The 15,165-nt window shown below is 58.4% G+C and carries 16 protein-coding genes; 7 read left to right on the top strand and 9 right to left on the bottom strand.

The window, feature by feature from the left end:
• The first annotated feature begins 497 nt into the window (after positions 1 to 497).
• Together rhtA and ACRESJ_RS06855 are read left to right on the top strand one after the other, a co-directional pair.
• Positions 498 to 1,385, top strand: coding sequence for a threonine/homoserine exporter RhtA (gene rhtA / locus ACRESJ_RS06860; RefSeq protein WP_431757242.1), 888 nt, complete (start codon positions 498 to 500; stop codon positions 1,383 to 1,385).
• Between the two features lie 167 nt (positions 1,386 to 1,552).
• Positions 1,553 to 1,834, top strand: a complete 282-nt coding sequence (locus ACRESJ_RS06855) for a hypothetical protein (protein WP_431757241.1) — start codon at positions 1,553 to 1,555, stop codon at positions 1,832 to 1,834.
• A gap of 20 nt (positions 1,835 to 1,854) precedes the next feature.
• Here the strand turns inward: ACRESJ_RS06855 and ACRESJ_RS06850 are convergent, their stop codons facing one another.
• Positions 1,855 to 2,409, bottom strand: coding sequence for a TetR/AcrR family transcriptional regulator (locus tag ACRESJ_RS06850; protein WP_431757240.1), 555 nt, complete (start codon positions 2,407 to 2,409; stop codon positions 1,855 to 1,857).
• 92 nt (positions 2,410 to 2,501) lie between these two features.
• On the opposite strand from ACRESJ_RS06850, the gene ACRESJ_RS06845 reads away from it, so the two are divergent.
• Positions 2,502 to 3,230 carry an SDR family oxidoreductase gene (locus ACRESJ_RS06845; RefSeq protein ID WP_431757239.1) on the top strand — a complete coding sequence of 243 codons (729 nt, stop codon included), beginning with the start codon at positions 2,502 to 2,504 and terminating at the stop codon, positions 3,228 to 3,230.
• 36 nt (positions 3,231 to 3,266) lie between these two features.
• Positions 3,267 to 3,857 carry a 2-hydroxychromene-2-carboxylate isomerase gene (locus ACRESJ_RS06840; protein ID WP_431757238.1) on the top strand — a complete coding sequence of 197 codons (591 nt, stop codon included), beginning with the start codon at positions 3,267 to 3,269 and terminating at the stop codon, positions 3,855 to 3,857.
• Here ACRESJ_RS06840 and ACRESJ_RS06835 read toward each other — a convergent pair.
• A complete protein-coding gene (locus ACRESJ_RS06835; protein ID WP_431757237.1) occupies positions 3,854 to 4,852 on the bottom strand; it encodes a zinc-dependent alcohol dehydrogenase family protein in 999 nt (332 codons plus the stop codon). The genes ACRESJ_RS06840 and ACRESJ_RS06835 overlap by 4 nt on opposite strands.
• A 104-nt stretch (positions 4,853 to 4,956) precedes the next feature.
• On the opposite strand from ACRESJ_RS06835, the gene ACRESJ_RS06830 reads away from it, so the two are divergent.
• Positions 4,957 to 5,877 (top strand): LysR family transcriptional regulator, encoded by a 921-nt coding sequence (locus ACRESJ_RS06830; protein WP_431757236.1) that lies wholly within the window; start codon positions 4,957 to 4,959, stop codon positions 5,875 to 5,877.
• On the opposite strand, the gene ACRESJ_RS06825 is transcribed toward ACRESJ_RS06830, so the two are convergent.
• The 4 genes from ACRESJ_RS06825 to ACRESJ_RS06810 all read right to left on the bottom strand — a co-directional run bounded on the left by ACRESJ_RS06825 (position 5,870) and on the right by ACRESJ_RS06810 (position 10,090).
• Positions 5,870 to 7,678 (bottom strand): aminopeptidase P family protein, encoded by a 1,809-nt coding sequence (locus ACRESJ_RS06825; RefSeq protein WP_431757235.1) that lies wholly within the window; start codon positions 7,676 to 7,678, stop codon positions 5,870 to 5,872. The two genes, ACRESJ_RS06830 and ACRESJ_RS06825, sit on opposite strands and share 8 nt — an antisense overlap.
• A gap of 64 nt (positions 7,679 to 7,742) precedes the next feature.
• On the bottom strand, positions 7,743 to 8,900 hold the full coding sequence (locus tag ACRESJ_RS06820; RefSeq protein WP_431757234.1) for a cysteine desulfurase family protein: 1,158 nt from the start codon (positions 8,898 to 8,900) through the stop codon (positions 7,743 to 7,745).
• 205 nt (positions 8,901 to 9,105) lie between these two features.
• Entirely contained in the window at positions 9,106 to 9,720 is a 615-nt protein-coding gene (locus ACRESJ_RS06815) for a LysE family translocator (protein WP_431757233.1), read from the bottom strand.
• Between the two features lie 100 nt (positions 9,721 to 9,820).
• A complete protein-coding gene (locus tag ACRESJ_RS06810; protein ID WP_431757232.1) occupies positions 9,821 to 10,090 on the bottom strand; it encodes a hypothetical protein in 270 nt (89 codons plus the stop codon).
• 281 nt (positions 10,091 to 10,371) lie between these two features.
• Here ACRESJ_RS06810 and ACRESJ_RS06805 point away from each other — a divergent pair, with 281 nt between their 5' ends.
• Positions 10,372 to 11,475, top strand: a complete 1,104-nt coding sequence (locus ACRESJ_RS06805; RefSeq protein WP_431757231.1) for a sigma-54 interaction domain-containing protein — start codon at positions 10,372 to 10,374, stop codon at positions 11,473 to 11,475.
• 141 nt (positions 11,476 to 11,616) lie between these two features.
• Here ACRESJ_RS06805 and ACRESJ_RS06800 read toward each other — a convergent pair whose 3' ends face one another.
• From ACRESJ_RS06800 to ACRESJ_RS06790, 3 genes are all read right to left on the bottom strand, one after another.
• Positions 11,617 to 12,387, bottom strand: a complete 771-nt coding sequence (locus tag ACRESJ_RS06800) for a MetQ/NlpA family ABC transporter substrate-binding protein (RefSeq protein WP_150772494.1) — start codon at positions 12,385 to 12,387, stop codon at positions 11,617 to 11,619.
• 76 nt (positions 12,388 to 12,463) lie between these two features.
• Positions 12,464 to 13,129, bottom strand: coding sequence for a methionine ABC transporter permease (locus ACRESJ_RS06795; RefSeq protein ID WP_431757230.1), 666 nt, complete (start codon positions 13,127 to 13,129; stop codon positions 12,464 to 12,466).
• 2 nt (positions 13,130 to 13,131) lie between these two features.
• Entirely contained in the window at positions 13,132 to 14,355 is a 1,224-nt protein-coding gene (locus tag ACRESJ_RS06790; RefSeq protein WP_431757229.1) for an SfnB family sulfur acquisition oxidoreductase, read from the bottom strand.
• A 292-nt stretch (positions 14,356 to 14,647) separates the two neighbouring features.
• Here ACRESJ_RS06790 and ACRESJ_RS06785 point away from each other — a divergent pair, with 292 nt between their 5' ends.
• Positions 14,648 to 15,106: a VOC family protein gene (locus tag ACRESJ_RS06785; protein ID WP_431757228.1), complete on the top strand. Its 459-nt coding sequence runs from the start codon at positions 14,648 to 14,650 to the stop codon at positions 15,104 to 15,106.
• Positions 15,107 to 15,165 lie beyond the last annotated feature (59 nt).

The raw sequence follows: 15,165 nt of genomic DNA, 5'->3' as shown, positions 1-15,165 counted from the left end.
CCACAAGCACCCACACGAATTGCTTGATTCAGTTGTTAAAGAGCGGTTGGTTAAGATCTTTCGTCTCAACCGAGGCGCGCATTCTACAGCAGCCTCATTTGCTGTCAAGTGATTATTTTCAGAAGCTTTCAAAGTTTCCTTTGTAACCTCAACCACTTGCGCTTTCGATCTCTCGTCAGCGGGAGGCGAATTCTACAGCGTTACTCGCTGCTGTCAACACCTCTTTTTCAACTTCCTTTTGGCTTCGATGAGCTGAAGCAACCGACTGCCGAAAACTGCGTAACTCGTTGTTTACCAAGGAGTTTTCCGTTTCGACTGCGCCGGAAGTGGGGCGAATTATAGAGATCTGAAATCTGCCGTCAAGCACTGATTTGGTTTTTCTATCAAGATCAGTAAAAACACTGCTTATATATAGACGCGCCACTGACGATTGCGCAGTATATTGCCCAAACAGGAACAAAACCCAAGCTCCACCCTACTTTGGACGATGCCTCTCAATGAATGATCAGTCTCGCAGCCTTGCCTCGACCTTGTTCTCGGTCGGCCTGCTATTAATAGCCATGGCATCGATCCAGTCCGGAGCCTCTCTGGCCAAAAGTATGTTCCCCATTATTGGCGCTCAGGGAACCACAACTCTGCGCCTGGTCTTCGCCAGCGTAATCATGCTGCTACTCCTGCGCCCATGGCGAGCCAAGCTCACTTCAAAGTCCCTGCGCACTGTCATCGTCTATGGCATGGCACTGGGCGGCATGAACTTCCTCTTCTATATGTCCTTGCGCACGGTGCCTTTGGGTATTGCGGTGGCACTGGAGTTCACCGGGCCATTGGCTGTCGCCATTTACGCATCACGCCGGGCAATCGACTTTCTATGGATCGCTCTCGCTGCCGTTGGCTTGTTATTGCTGATACCGACCGGAGCAACGTCCGCCGGTCTAGATCTGTTAGGCGCTGGCTACGCTCTGGGCGCCGGGGTGTGCTGGGCGCTCTACATTCTCTTCGGTCAAAAGGCCGGTGCTGACAATGGGGTACAGACTGCGGCGCTTGGCGTAATGATTGCCGCCCTGTTCGTAGCCCCCATCGGTATTGTTCATGCTGGCGCCGCGCTGCTGACGCCATCACTGATTCCGATAGCCATCGGTGTCGCCATCCTGTCGACTGCCCTCCCCTATACCCTGGAGATGGTCGCCCTCACACGCATGCCGGCCAGGACCTTCGGTACATTGATGAGCATTGAGCCCGCGTTTGGTGCGCTGTCAGGTTTACTGTTCCTCCATGAATACCTTTCCCTGTCACAGTGGATGGCTATCCTGTGCATCATTCTGGCTTCCGTTGGTGCCACGATGACAATGGGTAGCGCCACCAAACCCGCCGTTGCTGTGGATTGATGCGAGAGTTGACGCAGCTCTGGTATTTGCCGCTCATTTAGGCCATGTTTAGGCCCGCCACTTAACGTCAGCCATGGACTTTTCAAGACAGGGACATCAGAACGCTTCATGCAACAGCGAATACTGCGAGACCGGGCGCCAGACCCGGGAAAGCAACAAGGACAGCAATGAAACGAATTTTGATACTGATCGCCGTACTTGCGATTGCAGGCTGCGCGGCGACAACGAAAACCCAAGTCAAATACGGCAGAAAAGGGCTGCACATCAACTGCTCAGGGCTGTCGTCCTCATGGGACCAGTGTTATGCCAGCGCCACCAACTCGTGCGCGCCGAAGGGATACAAGGTCATCGCCAAGTCAGGGGATGCCGTGGAGGAGCCAGGGGATTATCCTTTTGGCCTCAACCCTGCCGGTTATACCAGCCGCAGCATGATCGTCATCTGCAAGTAGATTGAGACCTGGTTTCGGGCTTACGAGCCTGCAATCTGACGACTGATCTCATCGTAACTGGACTTCAGCACCTTCTGCTGAAGCTCCGCTGTGGCGAGCATCCTCGCCACCACCAACGCCCCGATGCATTGCGACAGAATCGCCCAAGCCAAGCTGTCGCTCTCCAACACCTGCGCCCAGCTCTCTTGTAACTCACAGATCCAGTGCTCCGCCTGCTGTCGAACCATCGGATCAGAACGGGCAATCTCGGCGCCCAGCGCCGGTAGCGCACAGCCGGTTTCAGGGTGTTCGACATGGGACATGCTCAAGTAGTGCTTCAAGCAGCGCTGGAGCTTGTCACGATCCTGATCAACACCCAGTCGCTCCAGACTCTGGCGCAACTCACGCTCGACAACGGCAGCGAACAATTCGTCCTTCGAAGAAAAGTGACTATAGAAAGCCCCTCCACTCAAGCCGATTGCCTTCATCAATCCGTCGACACCCACTGTGGAAAAACCTGACTTCTTGGCAGATGTCGAACTGCTGTCCAGGAGCTTCTCCCGGGTTTCGAGCTTGTGATTGGCCGAGTAACGCATTGCCCTTCCCTCAAAGTTGATCGTATTGACGCCCGCCAAATCGTAGCATAACGTTCGTTTAGTTAACGATCGTTTACCAAATGGATCTACCCATGAATAACAAGAAGGTCGTACTGGTTGTAGGGGCTGGAGATGCTACTGGCGGCGCCATTGCCAAACGTTTTGCCCAGGAAGGATTCGTAGCCTGCGTCACCCGTCGCAGCGCGGACAAACTCCAGCCGCTGGTCGACGCAATCCTGGCCGACGGTGGAGAAGCCCACGGTTTTGCCTGCGATGCGCGCAAGGAAGAGGATGTGGTGGCACTGGTCGAGCAGATTGAAAGCGAGATCGGGCCCATCGAAGCATTCGTCTTCAACATCGGCGCCAATGTGCCCTGCAGCATTCTCGAAGAAACCGCCCGCAAGTATTTCAAGATTTGGGAAATGGCCTGTTTCTCGGGTTTCCTCAACGCCCGTGAAGTGGCCAAGCGCATGGCCAAGCGCCAAAGGGGAACGATCCTGTTCACTGGTGCTACCGCGGGCATGCGAGGCGCCGCAGGATTCGCCGCATTCGCGGGCGCCAAACACGGCATTCGAGCACTGGCGCAAAGCATGGCCCGAGAATTGGGGCCGATGAATATTCATGTAGCCCACGTGGTCGTCGATGGTGCTATCGATACCGACTTCATTCGCGAAAGCTTTCCCGAGAAATACGCAACAAAGGACCAGGACGGCATTCTCAACCCGGAACACATTGCCGAGAACTATTGGTATCTGCACAGCCAGCCCCGCGACGCCTGGACCTTCGAGCTGGACCTGCGCCCCTGGAGTGAACGTTGGTAAGCCCTCCCCTATAACAACAAACAGAGCGCATCGACCATGAGCAAAACCGTAGAGTTCTATTTCGATCTAGGCAGCCCCGCCACCTACCTGGCCTACACCCAGCTACCAAAGATCTGTGAGCAGACCGACAGCCAACTGATCTACATTCCAATCCTGCTCGGTGGCGTGTTCAAGGCCACCGGCAATGCCTCTCCGGCCACCATCCCGGCCAAAGGCCAATACATGTTTCAGGACCTCGACCGATATGCCAGACGCTACGGTGTACCGCTGAAGTTCAACCCGCATTTTCCTATCAATACCCTGATGCTCATGCGCGCCGTGACTGGTATGCAGTTGCGCCATCCCGAACGTTTCGTCGCATTCATCGACTGCCTGTTCAAGGCCCTGTGGGTTGAAGGCCGCAGCCTCGATGAGCCGGCAACAGTGGCGCAAGTACTTGCCCGGAACGGTTTTGATCCCAACGAGGTGCTGGCTCTGACCGCCGATGAGGAAATCAAAGCCACGCTCAAGGACAATACCGAGAAGGCCGTGCAGCGCGGCGTATTTGGTGCGCCGAGCATGTTTGTCGATAATCAGATGTTCTTCGGTCAGGACCGCTTGGACTTCGTCCTTGAAGCCCTGAGTTAAATTTCGACGACCAACCGCCCCTGCGCCGCTCCCGCCAGAAGCAGCGTATGGGCGGCCTCGGCAGTGTGCAGGTTGAATTGACGAGGATCGAGAATCGGCTTGAGCTCGCCGGCCTCAATTAAGTGCGCGGCCTCGCGTAGAATCGCCCCGTGATGCTCACGCCCCTGCCCCGTCAGCAATGGCAACAAGGTAAACACACCGGAATAGGTCGCCCCGCGAAACGAAAGCGGCGCGAGACTGTGCTGTCCCCAACCGAGACAGCTCACCACATGGCCGTGATACACACGCGCAGCCTTGAATGAAGCGTCCAGCGTTTCACCGCCCACGGTGTCATAGACGACATCGAAGCCTTCCCCGGCCGTGTACTGCGCAACATAGTCCTCGACCGTCCATTGGCGGTAATCGATAAAGGTCGCGCCCAATCCTTCAATGATCTCCCGATGCCGGGCTGAACCGGTGGCATACACCTCGGCACCGAATGCTCGGGCGATTTGTACTGCGACATGACCGACGCCGCCCGCCCCGCCCTGTATCAGCACTTTCTGTCCCGCATGTACCCGAGCCCGGTCGACCAACCCTTCCCATGCCGTGATCAGTACCAAAGGCAACCCCGCAGCCTCGCGCATCGTCAGGTTGACCGGCTTGGCTGCCAGCAATCGAGCATCAACCACGGCGTACTCGGCCAACGAACCCTGGGCACCACCGATTCCGGTCGCCATGGCATAGACTTCATCACCCGGCTTCCAGCCACTCACACCCTCCCCCAAGGCCTCTACAGTTCCCGCCAGATCCATCCCCAGCACCGCTGGCAGTGGTTGACGGGTGTGGGCGGCCTGCCCGGAACGGATTTTCCCGTCCAAAGGATTCACCCCGCTGGCCGCGATCCGCACCAGCACCTGCCCCGCGCTCGGCGTCGGCCGCGCAATGGAAGCCAAACGCAGCGGTGCATTGGCCGAGTCGACAATCAGCGCACGCATTTGCAGTGAATCAGTCATTTCGCGTAGTCCCGTCAGAGGTGGTTGCAGGACTTATCTTCCATCAGCCAACTCATGCCGATAAGACGCCATATCGCTATAGTAAATATTCCCTGACGGCATCAATGAGAAGTCTCGTGGACAAATTGAACGCAATGGCAATTTTCGTCAGAGTGGTCGAACGCGGCAGCTTTTCCGCCGTTGCCCGAGAGCTGCAGACCACTCAGCCAACCGTCAGCAAAGTGCTACAGGCGCTGGAAGGCGAGCTGGGTGGAAAGCTGATTGCCCGCAGTACCCGAAAGCTGTCCCTGACCGATGAAGGCCAGCGCTACTACGACCAATGTCGACACATCCTCGCTGCCGTGGATGCCGCCGAGCACAGCTTCCAGTCCGGCCGCGAGACTATTGCCGGACCACTGAAAATCGGTTCTTCGGTCAGTTTCGGGCGCTTGCAGATTGCGCCTCGCCTGCCGGAATTTCTCAAGCGTCATCCGGGAATTCAGATCGACCTGCAACTGAGCGACCAGAATCAGGACCTGGTCAGCGAAGGTCTGGATGTCACGTTCAGAATCGGCGCGTTGAATGACAGCGGCCTGATCGCCCGTCACATCGGCACCACACATCGGGTGACCGTCGCAGCGCCGGATTACCTGGCCCAACACGGCCAGCCACAAACGCCGGAAGAGCTGGGCAAGCACAACTGTCTGCTGTTCAATCTGCTGAGCAGTCAGAACCTGTGGATTTACCAGAGTGGTACCCGCCGCCACGAAGTGCGGATCAAGGGCAATGCGCAAAGCAACAACTCTGAGGCGATCCGCGAGCTGGTGCTGGGGGGAATGGGGATTGCGTTGTCGCCGGTGTGGCTGTTCAGTGAGGATCTGAAAGCCGGGAGAGTGACGGCGATTTTGCAGGACTACATCGCACAGTCGCTGCCGATACACGCCGTGTCCCCGGCGAATCGCCGTCAATCCGCCAGGGTCAAAGCCTTTGTCGATTACATGGCTCAGGCGCTGGACTCAGCACCTGAGCTACAAGCAATCAGATAGCCGCGGTGCGGGTGTTCAACCACTCAAGGGCCGCGCCTTCGAGCAGCGGGCTCAAACGCTCGCGCACCTCAGCGTGGTAGGCGTTGAACCATTGCTTTTCCTCTTCGCTCAGCAACGAGGTTTCCAGGCAACGGGTATCGATCGGGCACAAGGTCAGGGTTTCGAATTTCAGGAACTCACCGAATTCGCTGCTGCCTGCTTCGCGGTTCATCGCCAGGTTCTCGATCCGCACACCCCAACGCCCCGGACGATAAGTGCCCGGCTCGATGGAGGTGATCATGCCCGGCAGCATTGCGGTTTGCGGCGCAGGGGCGGCCTGATAGGCAATGACTTGCGGGCCTTCGTGCACATTGAGGAAGTAGCCAACACCGTGACCTGTACCGTGGCCGTAATCGACGTTTTCGGCCCAGATCGGCGCCCGCGCGATGGCGTCCAGTAACGGAGACAGGATCCCTTTAGGAAACCGTGCCCGGGACAAGGCAATCACGCCCTTGAGTACACGGGTGCAATCCTGTTTCTGCTCGGCAGTCGGCGTGCCCACCGCCACCATCCGCGTGATGTCAGTGGTGCCGCCCAGGTACTGACCACCGGAATCGATCAGCAACAGGCCGTCACCTTCGATCACCGCGTGCTCTTCTTCGGTGGCATGGTAATGCGGCATGGCCCCATTGGCGTTGAAGGCGGCAATGGTATTGAAGCTCAGCGACACATAATCCGGACGGCGTTCACGTGCAGCGGTGAGTTTTTCGTCGATGGTCAGTTCGGTGATGCGTTCGCGGCCCAACGCCGAGTCCAGCCAGGTGAAGAACTCGCACAGTGCCGCGCCGTCCTGTTCCATGGCCTGGCGAATATGTTCGGCGTCGGCCAGGCTTTTTTGCGACTTGGCCAGGGTCGTCGGGTTCAGGCCTTCGACCAGTTTTACGCCGCTGCCCAGGTTATCCAGCAAACCTGCCGTCACTCGCGCCGGATCGACCAGCAGGCTCGCATCATTGGGCACCGCGCGCAGGGCATCGGCCACTTCGCTGTAATCGCGCAGGGTTACGCCATCCTGTTCAAGGACTGCACGCAACTGGGCATCGACCTTGCTCAGTGCCACAAACAACGTCGCCTGCTGCTGATTGATCAAGGCAAAGGACACGAAAACCGGGTTGAACGACACGTCGCCGCCACGCAGGTTGAACAGCCAGGCGATATCGTCGAGGGTGGCGATGAAATGCCAATCGGCACCGCGCGCCTGCAAGGTTTCACGCAGCTTTGCGAGTTTCTCGCCACGGCTGACGGTGGCCTGCGGTGCCAGGTGTTGATAGATCGGTTCATTAGGCAGTGTCGGGCGATCGCTCCAGACTTCGCTCAACAGATCGATGTCGGTGCGCAGGCGTGCGCCGCGCTCCTGGAGTTTGCCGCCCAGCGTACGCGCCGAGGCCACAGCCATTACCGCACCATCGACCGCGACGACACCGCCTTCAGGCGTCTGTTCGGCCAGCCAGTCCAGCGGCCCCGGCTGACCCGGTTGCAGCTTGACCAGTTCGATGCCGCTGCCCTTGAGTTCCTTGGTCGCTTGCTCCCAATAACGGCTGTCCGCCCACACACCGGCGAAATCGGCGGTGACGATCAGCGTACCGACCGAACCATGGAAACCTGACAACCATTGACGCCCCTGCCAGTAACCGGGCAAGTACTCGGACAGGTGCGGGTCGGCCGACGGCACCAGCAAGGCATGAATACCTTCCCGGCTCATCAGCTCGCGGGTCTGCGCCAGACGCTGGGGCACCGTTCCTGTAATCGAAAACTGCGTATTCATCGTGACTCCTGCTAACCACTCATCATTATTGTTCAGTGCCGATCAACGTCGGCGCTTGATCGCCCTATTGCCAGAATGCCGGAGCACTGGCGCAGGCGGTTTTAATCAGTTGAATCGCTTGATCGATATCCTGTTCGGTGGTGAAACGCCCCAGGCTCAAGCGAATGGTGCGACTCGCCGAGCGGGCGTCGTGCCCCAGGGCCAGCAGCACATGGGACGGCGCGTTGCTCGCGGAATTACAGGCCGAGGTTGCGGAAAACGCGATCGATGGGAGCAATGCCGCTGAATTGAATTCGCCCTCGCTGAAGGTCAGGCTCAGGGTATGAGGAATGCGTCGGGTCGGGCTGCCATTGAGCCGCACGCCCGGCATGCTCAGCAATTGATCGAGCAGGCGCTCGCGCAGGCGCACGATCAATGCTTTTTCTTCATCGAACGAAGCGGCCGCCAAAGCGAAAGCTGCGCCCATGGCAGCAATTTGATGCGTCGCCAGGGTGCCGGAACGCAGGCCACCTTCATGACCACCACCGTGGATTTGTGCCTGCAAACGCTGCTGCGCACGCGGGCCGACATACAACGCGCCGATGCCTTTGGGACCGTAGAGCTTGTGTGCCGAGAACGACATCAGGTCCACCGGCCACTGTGCCAGGTCGATCGCCACTTTTCCCGCGCCCTGCGCCGCATCGACATGGAACAACGCATTGCGCTCACGCACCACCTGACCAATCGCCGGGATGTCGTTGAGTGTGCCCAGCTCGTTGTTGACCAGCATCAGCGACACCAGGAAGGTGTCCTCGCGCATGGCTTCACTGACGGCTTGCGCGGTGATCAGGCCGTCGGCGTCCGGCAACAGATACGTCACCGTGACGCCTGCGTCCTGCAATTGGCGGGCGGTATCGAGGATTGCCTTGTGTTCGATCTGGCTGGTGATGACGTGGCCGCCAGCAACGCCGCGAGCCTGGGTGACGCCCTTGAGTGCGAGGTTGTTGGATTCAGTGGCACCGGAGGTCCAGACGATTTGCTCTGGCTTGGCGCCGACCAGGTCCGCGACCTGGCGCCGCGCCTGCTCGACCGTTTGCCGGGCCTGCTGGCCAAAGCTGTGGGAGCTGGAAGCCGGGTTACCGAAGTTACCGTTGAAGCCCAGACACTCGACCATGACCTTGATGACGCGCTCATCCACCGGCGTGGTGGCGGCGTAGTCGAAATACAGCGGACGTTTATTCATAAAAGACTCGCAGAGCGTGTTCCGGGATCAGGAAGCTCGTGACTGCAAACGGCGAAACGCAGCCTTATGAGCTGCGTCCGGTTTTCAGAACGTTACCAATACCTGATCGGATGCCGTTAAAGAAGTACAACTTCATTAAAAGTGCGTAGGTACGCTCCTGAAAAGTGAGCTTAACAGGCATCGGGCAACCGGTTGAAGCAATGCGTCAGCTAAAGCTTTCGAGCACAATCGGATACAGCGACGCCACCAGCAGCGCAGCCATGCCCCAGTTGAACAGGCGCAGCCAGCGGCGGTCCTTCAGAACATTGCGCAGCAACGTACCGCACGCGGCCCAGACGCTGACGCTCGGCAGGTTGATCAGGGCGAAAACCGCTGCAATCACGATCACGTTGGTGAAGTAGCCCTGCATCGGCGTGTAGGTGCTGATTGCACCAATAGCCATGATCCACGCCTTGGGATTGACCCACTGGAACGCAGCGGCGCCCAGGTAGCTGGTCGGTTTTCCCTCACTCTTCTCACTGTCCGAGACCGGTCCGGAATGAGCAACTTTCCACGCCAGATACAGTAAATACGCAGCGCCAACGTAACGCAGGACGGTGTAAAGCAAAGGAGAAGTCTGGAACACCGCGCCCAATCCAAAACCTACCGCCACCACCATCACAAACAAGCCGCAGGTAATGCCAAGCATATGGGGGATCGTGCGGTTAAAGCCGAAGTTCACCCCGGATGCCAGCAACATGGTGTTGTTCGGACCGGGTGTGATCGAGGTAACGAGGGCATACAGGGCGAAGCCCAGCAGCAGATCGAGTGAGAGTGTCATGGGTGGCAGTCCATCGCGGTCAGTCAGGTATTGACCCTATCGCAGGACTCGATGCAAACCCATGGACAGTTAGGTGAAAGTTCGACCGGTACAGTTTTGATCAACTTGGACGACCGTGCAGCTGTACAGCTAGCTCCGCGTTCATCTCCCCCCGCTTGTCGAAACCAAAAGCCTTCTGCGGCTCGCCGAGCAATTCGGCCTTTTTCGCGTGGTATTCGTCGAAGGACAAACTGCGACGGTTCAAAGCCTCCAGCGCCAGCTCTCGGGTTTCTTCAGCGGTGTAGGGCCGCAATTCCGGGGATACATGGCTGGCACATCCGGCGAGAACGGAGACCGCAAGCAGCAAGAGAGTGGCGATTAGAGGTTTCATGTTTGGCGTCCTGGCATCTGGGTTCGGGGCAATGAACACAGGCTACTCGCGCCATTGGATGAGCAGAAATCATCGCTCTCGATAGTCGCTATCGAGTTTTTCAAATGCCGATAAGGCACCGCCCTCATATCTCAATAAGTTATATAAATATTAATTTAATGTCTTTTACGGAATAAAAACAAATCCTTATAACGTTTGCCTGAAGCGCTGTTGGCCAGGCAACAGTCACTCAACAATATTCCTTGGCTGAAGAACATCCTGCCCTACATGGAGCGTGCCTCATGCAACTGCTGACCTTACCGCCCTCGCCCGCTCTGGCCACCTCGATCCGCGCCACGGCCCAGGTATTCGAAGACCCGAAATCCCAGGCCTTGCTCGCGCATCTACAACAGGTCGCGCCCAGTGAAGCCAGTGTGTTGATCATTGGCGAAACCGGCACCGGCAAAGAGTTGGTGGCACGGCATGTCCACAACCTCAGCGCCCGGCGCAACCGGCCGTTCGTGGCGGTGAACTGTGGCGCGTTTTCCGAATCCCTGGTCGAGGCCGAATTGTTTGGCCACGAAAAAGGCGCGTTCACCGGCGCATTGAGCGCCAAGGCCGGTTGGTTCGAAGAAGCTGACGGAGGCACGTTGTTCCTCGACGAGATCGGCGATTTGCCGATGGCGATCCAGGTCAAGTTGCTTCGGGTATTGCAGGAGCGCGAAGTGGTGCGCCTGGGTTCGCGCAAGAGCATTCCTATCGATGTACGGGTGCTCGCGGCGACCAATGTGCAACTGGAGAAAGCCATCAACGCCGGGCATTTTCGCGAAGACCTGTATTACCGACTCGACGTGGTCAGCCTGGAGCTGAGCCCGCTGCGAGATCGTCCAGGCGACATCCTGCCTTTAACCCGTCACTTCATCGACGTCTACAGCCAGCGCCTCGGTTACGGCAGCATAACCCTGAGCAAAGAGGCCGAACTGAAACTGCGCAGCTACAGTTGGCCGGGCAACATCCGCGAACTGGAAAACGTCATTCACCACACCTTGTTGATTTGCCGCAATGGCGTGATCGAGCGGGATGACCTGCGACTGTCGAACCTGCGCATCGATCGTCAGGACGACCCTCACACCCAGGCCGACGACTCCGTCGAGGCATTGCTGGATCGGGCTTTTCAGACGCTCTTCGAGCAGCAGGCTGGTGCGTTGCACGAGAAAGTCGAAGATGCCTTGCTACGGGCAGCCTATCGCTTCAGCCACTACAACCAGGTGCACACCGCCGCCCTGTTGGGGCTGAGCCGCAACGTGACGCGCACACGCCTGATCAAGATCGGAGAACTGGCGGTGAACAAGCGCCGGCCAACGGAGAACGTACAGGGCGAGCGTTTGATGCAGCTTTCGATTTGAGGACTGATCAGATATAGCGTTGGACCCATCGCTGGCAAGCCAGCTCCCACAGGTTTTGGGGAGCCCCCCCGTTTGTGCAATCAACACAAATCCTGTGGGAGCGTGGCTTGCCCGCGATGGCGTCCTCAAGTCAACCAACCATCAGAACCCCGGCGCAATCTGCCCTTTGTAGCGGGTCAGGATGAACTGCCGCACATCATCGGAGTTCAGCGCCTTGGCCAGTTTCTGCAGGCCTGGGTCATTGATGTTGTCCGGTCGCGCCACCAGGAACTCGATGTACAGACTCTTGCCCTTCTCGACGATCAACGCACTGTTGGTGTCGATCCCGGCCTCCAGCGCGTAGTTGGCAAACACGAACGCCAGGTCAACCTGACTGACCGAACGTGCCAGCAGCGCACCTTCCAACTCTCGAATTTTCAGGTGCTTGGGGTTTTCGGCGATATCGCGCTGGGTCGCCAGGGTATTGCTCGGATCCTTGAGCTTGATCAATCCCGCTTCGTGCAGCAGCACCAGCGCGCGACCGGTGTTCACCGGGTCGTTGGGGATCGACACCGTAGCGCCGTCCTTCAGTTCCGAGATGTTTTTGATCTTCGTGGAGTAAGCCCCGAACGGTTCGATGTGCACGCCGACCACTGGTACCAGATCGGTATGGCGGGTTTTGTTGTAGTCATCGAGAAATGGCCGGTACTGGTAATAGTTGGCGTCGAGATTTTTCAAGGCCAATTGCTGGTTGGGCTGGATGAAGTCGGTGAACACCTTGATGTCCAGGTCGACGCCTTCCTTGGCAAGCGCAGGTTTGACGAACTCGAGGATTTCCGCGTGTGGTACTGGGGTTGCGCCCACGGTGAGTTTTTCATTGGCATGAACGCTCAGGGAAATCAGCGCAGCCAGAACGGCCAGGGTCTTTTTCATGGGTTGCTCCAAGGCAGATTAAGTGGCCGTCGTGGGGCGGACGTTGGGCCGGATTATTGGTTTTTGATTCGAATCGTCAGCGGTGGCTGTAACGCGCCACCAGTCGGTCGCCGCTCATTTGCAGGGCCTGGACCAAGATCAACAACAGCACCACCGTCACGACCATCACGTCGGTCTGAAACCGTTGGTAGCCGTAGCGGATCGCCAGGTCACCCAGACCGCCGCCACCGATCACGCCGGCCATTGCCGTGTAATCGACCAGCACGATCGCAGTCACTGTCACCGCTGCCAGCAACCCTCCCCGAGCTTCAGGTAACAAGGTGTAGCGGATGATTTGCCAGGTGTTTGCACCCATGGCCTGGGTGGCTTCTACCACGCCGCGATCGACTTCGCGCAACGCGGTTTCCACCAACCGCGCGAAGAACGGCGTGCAACCCACCACCAGCGGTGGAATGGTGCCCGGCACGCCCAGCGATGTACCCACCAGCAGCGTGGTCAGGGGAATCAGCACAATCAGCAAAATGATGAACGGCAGTGAACGCAGCATGTTCACGATTACCGACAACACGCGGTAAACCCCGACCGCCTCATGCAACTGACGCTTGCCGGTAAGAAACAGCAGCACGCCCAGCGGCAGCCCCAGCAGCACGGTAAAACCCAGTGCAGCGCCGAGCATGCTCAGTGTGTCGAGACAGGCCTGGGCGATGTCCGCCCAATAAATATTTTTTAGCCAGTCGCCCATGATCACGACCAATCGTGGCGTGGCGGTTTGACGCCATTGAGTAGCCAGTTGCCAACCACGTGGTATTTCCAGCGCACCGGGTCATGCAGCGTGTGCACCCGAGCGTTGCGCCAGTGACGGTCGAAGTTGTGCTTCTTCAGGGTCGAGCGGGTGCCGCCCAGTTCGAACAGTTTGTTGCTGGCTTCGATGGCGATTTCGGTGGTCAGCACCTTGGCCTTGGCCACGGCCAGGGACGCAGCGGCAACGTTGTCTTCATCGGGCGCCGGACGCGCCGTATCCAGCGCACGACCGGCCCTTTCCAGCAATGCCTCGGCGGCTTCCAGACGAATCGCCAGGCCACCCACCTGAATGATGGTCAGTGGGTCTTCGCTGGCTTTTTCCACGCCTGCGTCGATCCATGGCCGGGCGAACTGCTGCACGAACGCAATGGTGTCGCGCAGGGCCGCGCGGGCAATACCGGCGTCGATGGCGGCGGTGGTCAACTGGGCAAACGGGCCCGCCAGGGTCGGGCTTTCATAGGAACGATATGTCGGGAACAGATTGAACGCGGGAACGCGCAGATCCTCGGCCAAGACCGTGCCGCTGGACGTGGTGCGCTGCCCGATGCTGTCCCAGTCGTCGACGATCACCAGCCCGGGTGTGCCGCGTTCGACAAACGCCAACTGGCCCTTCTGCTCATCGTCCAGCGCCAGTACCGCCAGCCAGTGGGCATACAGCGAACCGGTGCAGTAGCCCTTGCGCCCGTTGATCACGTAGCCGTCGCCATAACGACGAAGGGTTGTCTGAATGTCCTGCACATTCTTGCCGCCGGTTTCCGACAGGGCATTGGCAAAGCGATGGCCTTGCAGGGCCAGCGCAAAGAAATGCGCCTGCTGCTCCGGCGTGCCTTGCAGACGAATGTCTTCGAGCAGGCAATAGTGGTTTTGCGGGATTTGCCCTAACGATGGATCGGCCGCCGAGATGATCGCGATGACTTGCGCCAGCACCGCAGAGGACACCTGCGCGCCACCGAACTCCTTGGGCACGGTGATGCCCCACAGGCCACTGTTGGAAAACAGATCGACGATCTCGGCGGGCACCTGGCGCGTGCGGTCGCGCTCAGCATCCTGCTCCGACAGGATCGCAGCGACGCGCTCGGCCACTTTCAGCGCTTCAGCTGCATCAGCGATCCGGTGGGCGGCTGGCGGGTTGATCGGATAAACGGCAGATGGGGGCAAGGCAGACATAGGGACTCTCGATAACAGTGTTTATCAAGGGCCATTGCAGCTTCTGTGCCTGAGTGCGTGGGGCAGTGTTTACGGGGGGGTCGGCGGTTTTTGCAAGATTTGACCATGGCGACGCCCAGACAATCTGTTGCTTCACTGTTGATGGCCGGACACCGCAGATTCCCTATATGAAGCTGCCGCTGGCTGCGATCTTTATGTGAACTCGACGCATGCAGAGGATCAAAATCAAAAGATCGCAGCCTTCGGCAGCTCCTACACCGATCGTTATCCCACAAGAAAAAGGAGAACCATCATGAGCGTCAAACCAATCCCAGAGGGTTATCACAGCATCACCCCCTACCTGGGCATTCAAAAAGCCGCTGAAGCCATCGAGTTCTATAAAAAAGCCTTTGGCGCCATCGAAGTCATGCGCCTGGCCATGCCCGACGGCGGCATCGGACACGCCGAACTGCGCATCGGTGACTGTCCGATCATGCTCGGCACGCCTTGCGATCAAGGGCCGTTGCGCAATCCGGAACAGTCGCCATCCGTGGGCCTGCACTTGTATGTGACGGATGTGGATAAGTCATACAAACAGGCTATTGAGGCAGGTGGCACGGTGGTGTCGGAGGTCAAGGACCAGTTTTATGGCGACCGTTCGGGGACGTTGAAGGATCCCTATGGGCATTTGTGGTTCCTGGCCACGCGTAAAGAGGATCTGACTCAGGAGCAGATCGAGCAGCGGGCGAAGGAGATGTTTCAGCAGGGGTGAGATCTTTGCTGTCTGAACCGGCCCCATCGCGGGCAAGCCCGCTCCCACAGGTTTCCTGG

The organism is Pseudomonas sp., from assembly GCF_050739655.1.
GTDB lineage: Bacteria > Pseudomonadota > Gammaproteobacteria > Pseudomonadales > Pseudomonadaceae > Aquipseudomonas.
The sequence above is the reverse complement of the archived record's forward strand: the minus strand, read 5'-3'. Positions and strand labels throughout refer to the sequence as shown.

Bases quoted from the DNA above. Each gene is read 5' to 3' on its own strand.
- ACRESJ_RS06795 (WP_431757230.1), bottom strand. From the start codon at position 13,129: ATGGGCGACTGGCTAAAAAATATTTATTGGGCGGACATCGCCCAGGCC.
- ACRESJ_RS06790 (WP_431757229.1), bottom strand. From the start codon at position 14,355: ATGTCTGCCTTGCCCCCATCTGCCGTTTATCCGATCAACCCGCCAGCC.
- ACRESJ_RS06840 (WP_431757238.1), top strand. From the start codon at position 3,267: ATGAGCAAAACCGTAGAGTTCTATTTCGATCTAGGCAGCCCCGCCACC.
- ACRESJ_RS06850 (WP_431757240.1), bottom strand. From the start codon at position 2,409: ATGCGTTACTCGGCCAATCACAAGCTCGAAACCCGGGAGAAGCTCCTG.
- ACRESJ_RS06845 (WP_431757239.1), top strand. From the start codon at position 2,502: ATGAATAACAAGAAGGTCGTACTGGTTGTAGGGGCTGGAGATGCTACT.
- ACRESJ_RS06825 (WP_431757235.1), bottom strand. From the start codon at position 7,678: ATGAATACGCAGTTTTCGATTACAGGAACGGTGCCCCAGCGTCTGGCG.
- ACRESJ_RS06855 (WP_431757241.1), top strand. From the start codon at position 1,553: ATGAAACGAATTTTGATACTGATCGCCGTACTTGCGATTGCAGGCTGC.
- ACRESJ_RS06815 (WP_431757233.1), bottom strand. From the start codon at position 9,720: ATGACACTCTCACTCGATCTGCTGCTGGGCTTCGCCCTGTATGCCCTC.
- rhtA (WP_431757242.1), top strand. From the start codon at position 498: ATGAATGATCAGTCTCGCAGCCTTGCCTCGACCTTGTTCTCGGTCGGC.
- ACRESJ_RS06810 (WP_431757232.1), bottom strand. From the start codon at position 10,090: ATGAAACCTCTAATCGCCACTCTCTTGCTGCTTGCGGTCTCCGTTCTC.
- ACRESJ_RS06785 (WP_431757228.1), top strand. From the start codon at position 14,648: ATGAGCGTCAAACCAATCCCAGAGGGTTATCACAGCATCACCCCCTAC.
- ACRESJ_RS06830 (WP_431757236.1), top strand. From the start codon at position 4,957: ATGAGAAGTCTCGTGGACAAATTGAACGCAATGGCAATTTTCGTCAGA.
- ACRESJ_RS06820 (WP_431757234.1), bottom strand. From the start codon at position 8,900: ATGAATAAACGTCCGCTGTATTTCGACTACGCCGCCACCACGCCGGTG.
- ACRESJ_RS06800 (WP_150772494.1), bottom strand. From the start codon at position 12,387: ATGAAAAAGACCCTGGCCGTTCTGGCTGCGCTGATTTCCCTGAGCGTT.
- ACRESJ_RS06805 (WP_431757231.1), top strand. From the start codon at position 10,372: ATGCAACTGCTGACCTTACCGCCCTCGCCCGCTCTGGCCACCTCGATC.
- ACRESJ_RS06835 (WP_431757237.1), bottom strand. From the start codon at position 4,852: ATGACTGATTCACTGCAAATGCGTGCGCTGATTGTCGACTCGGCCAAT.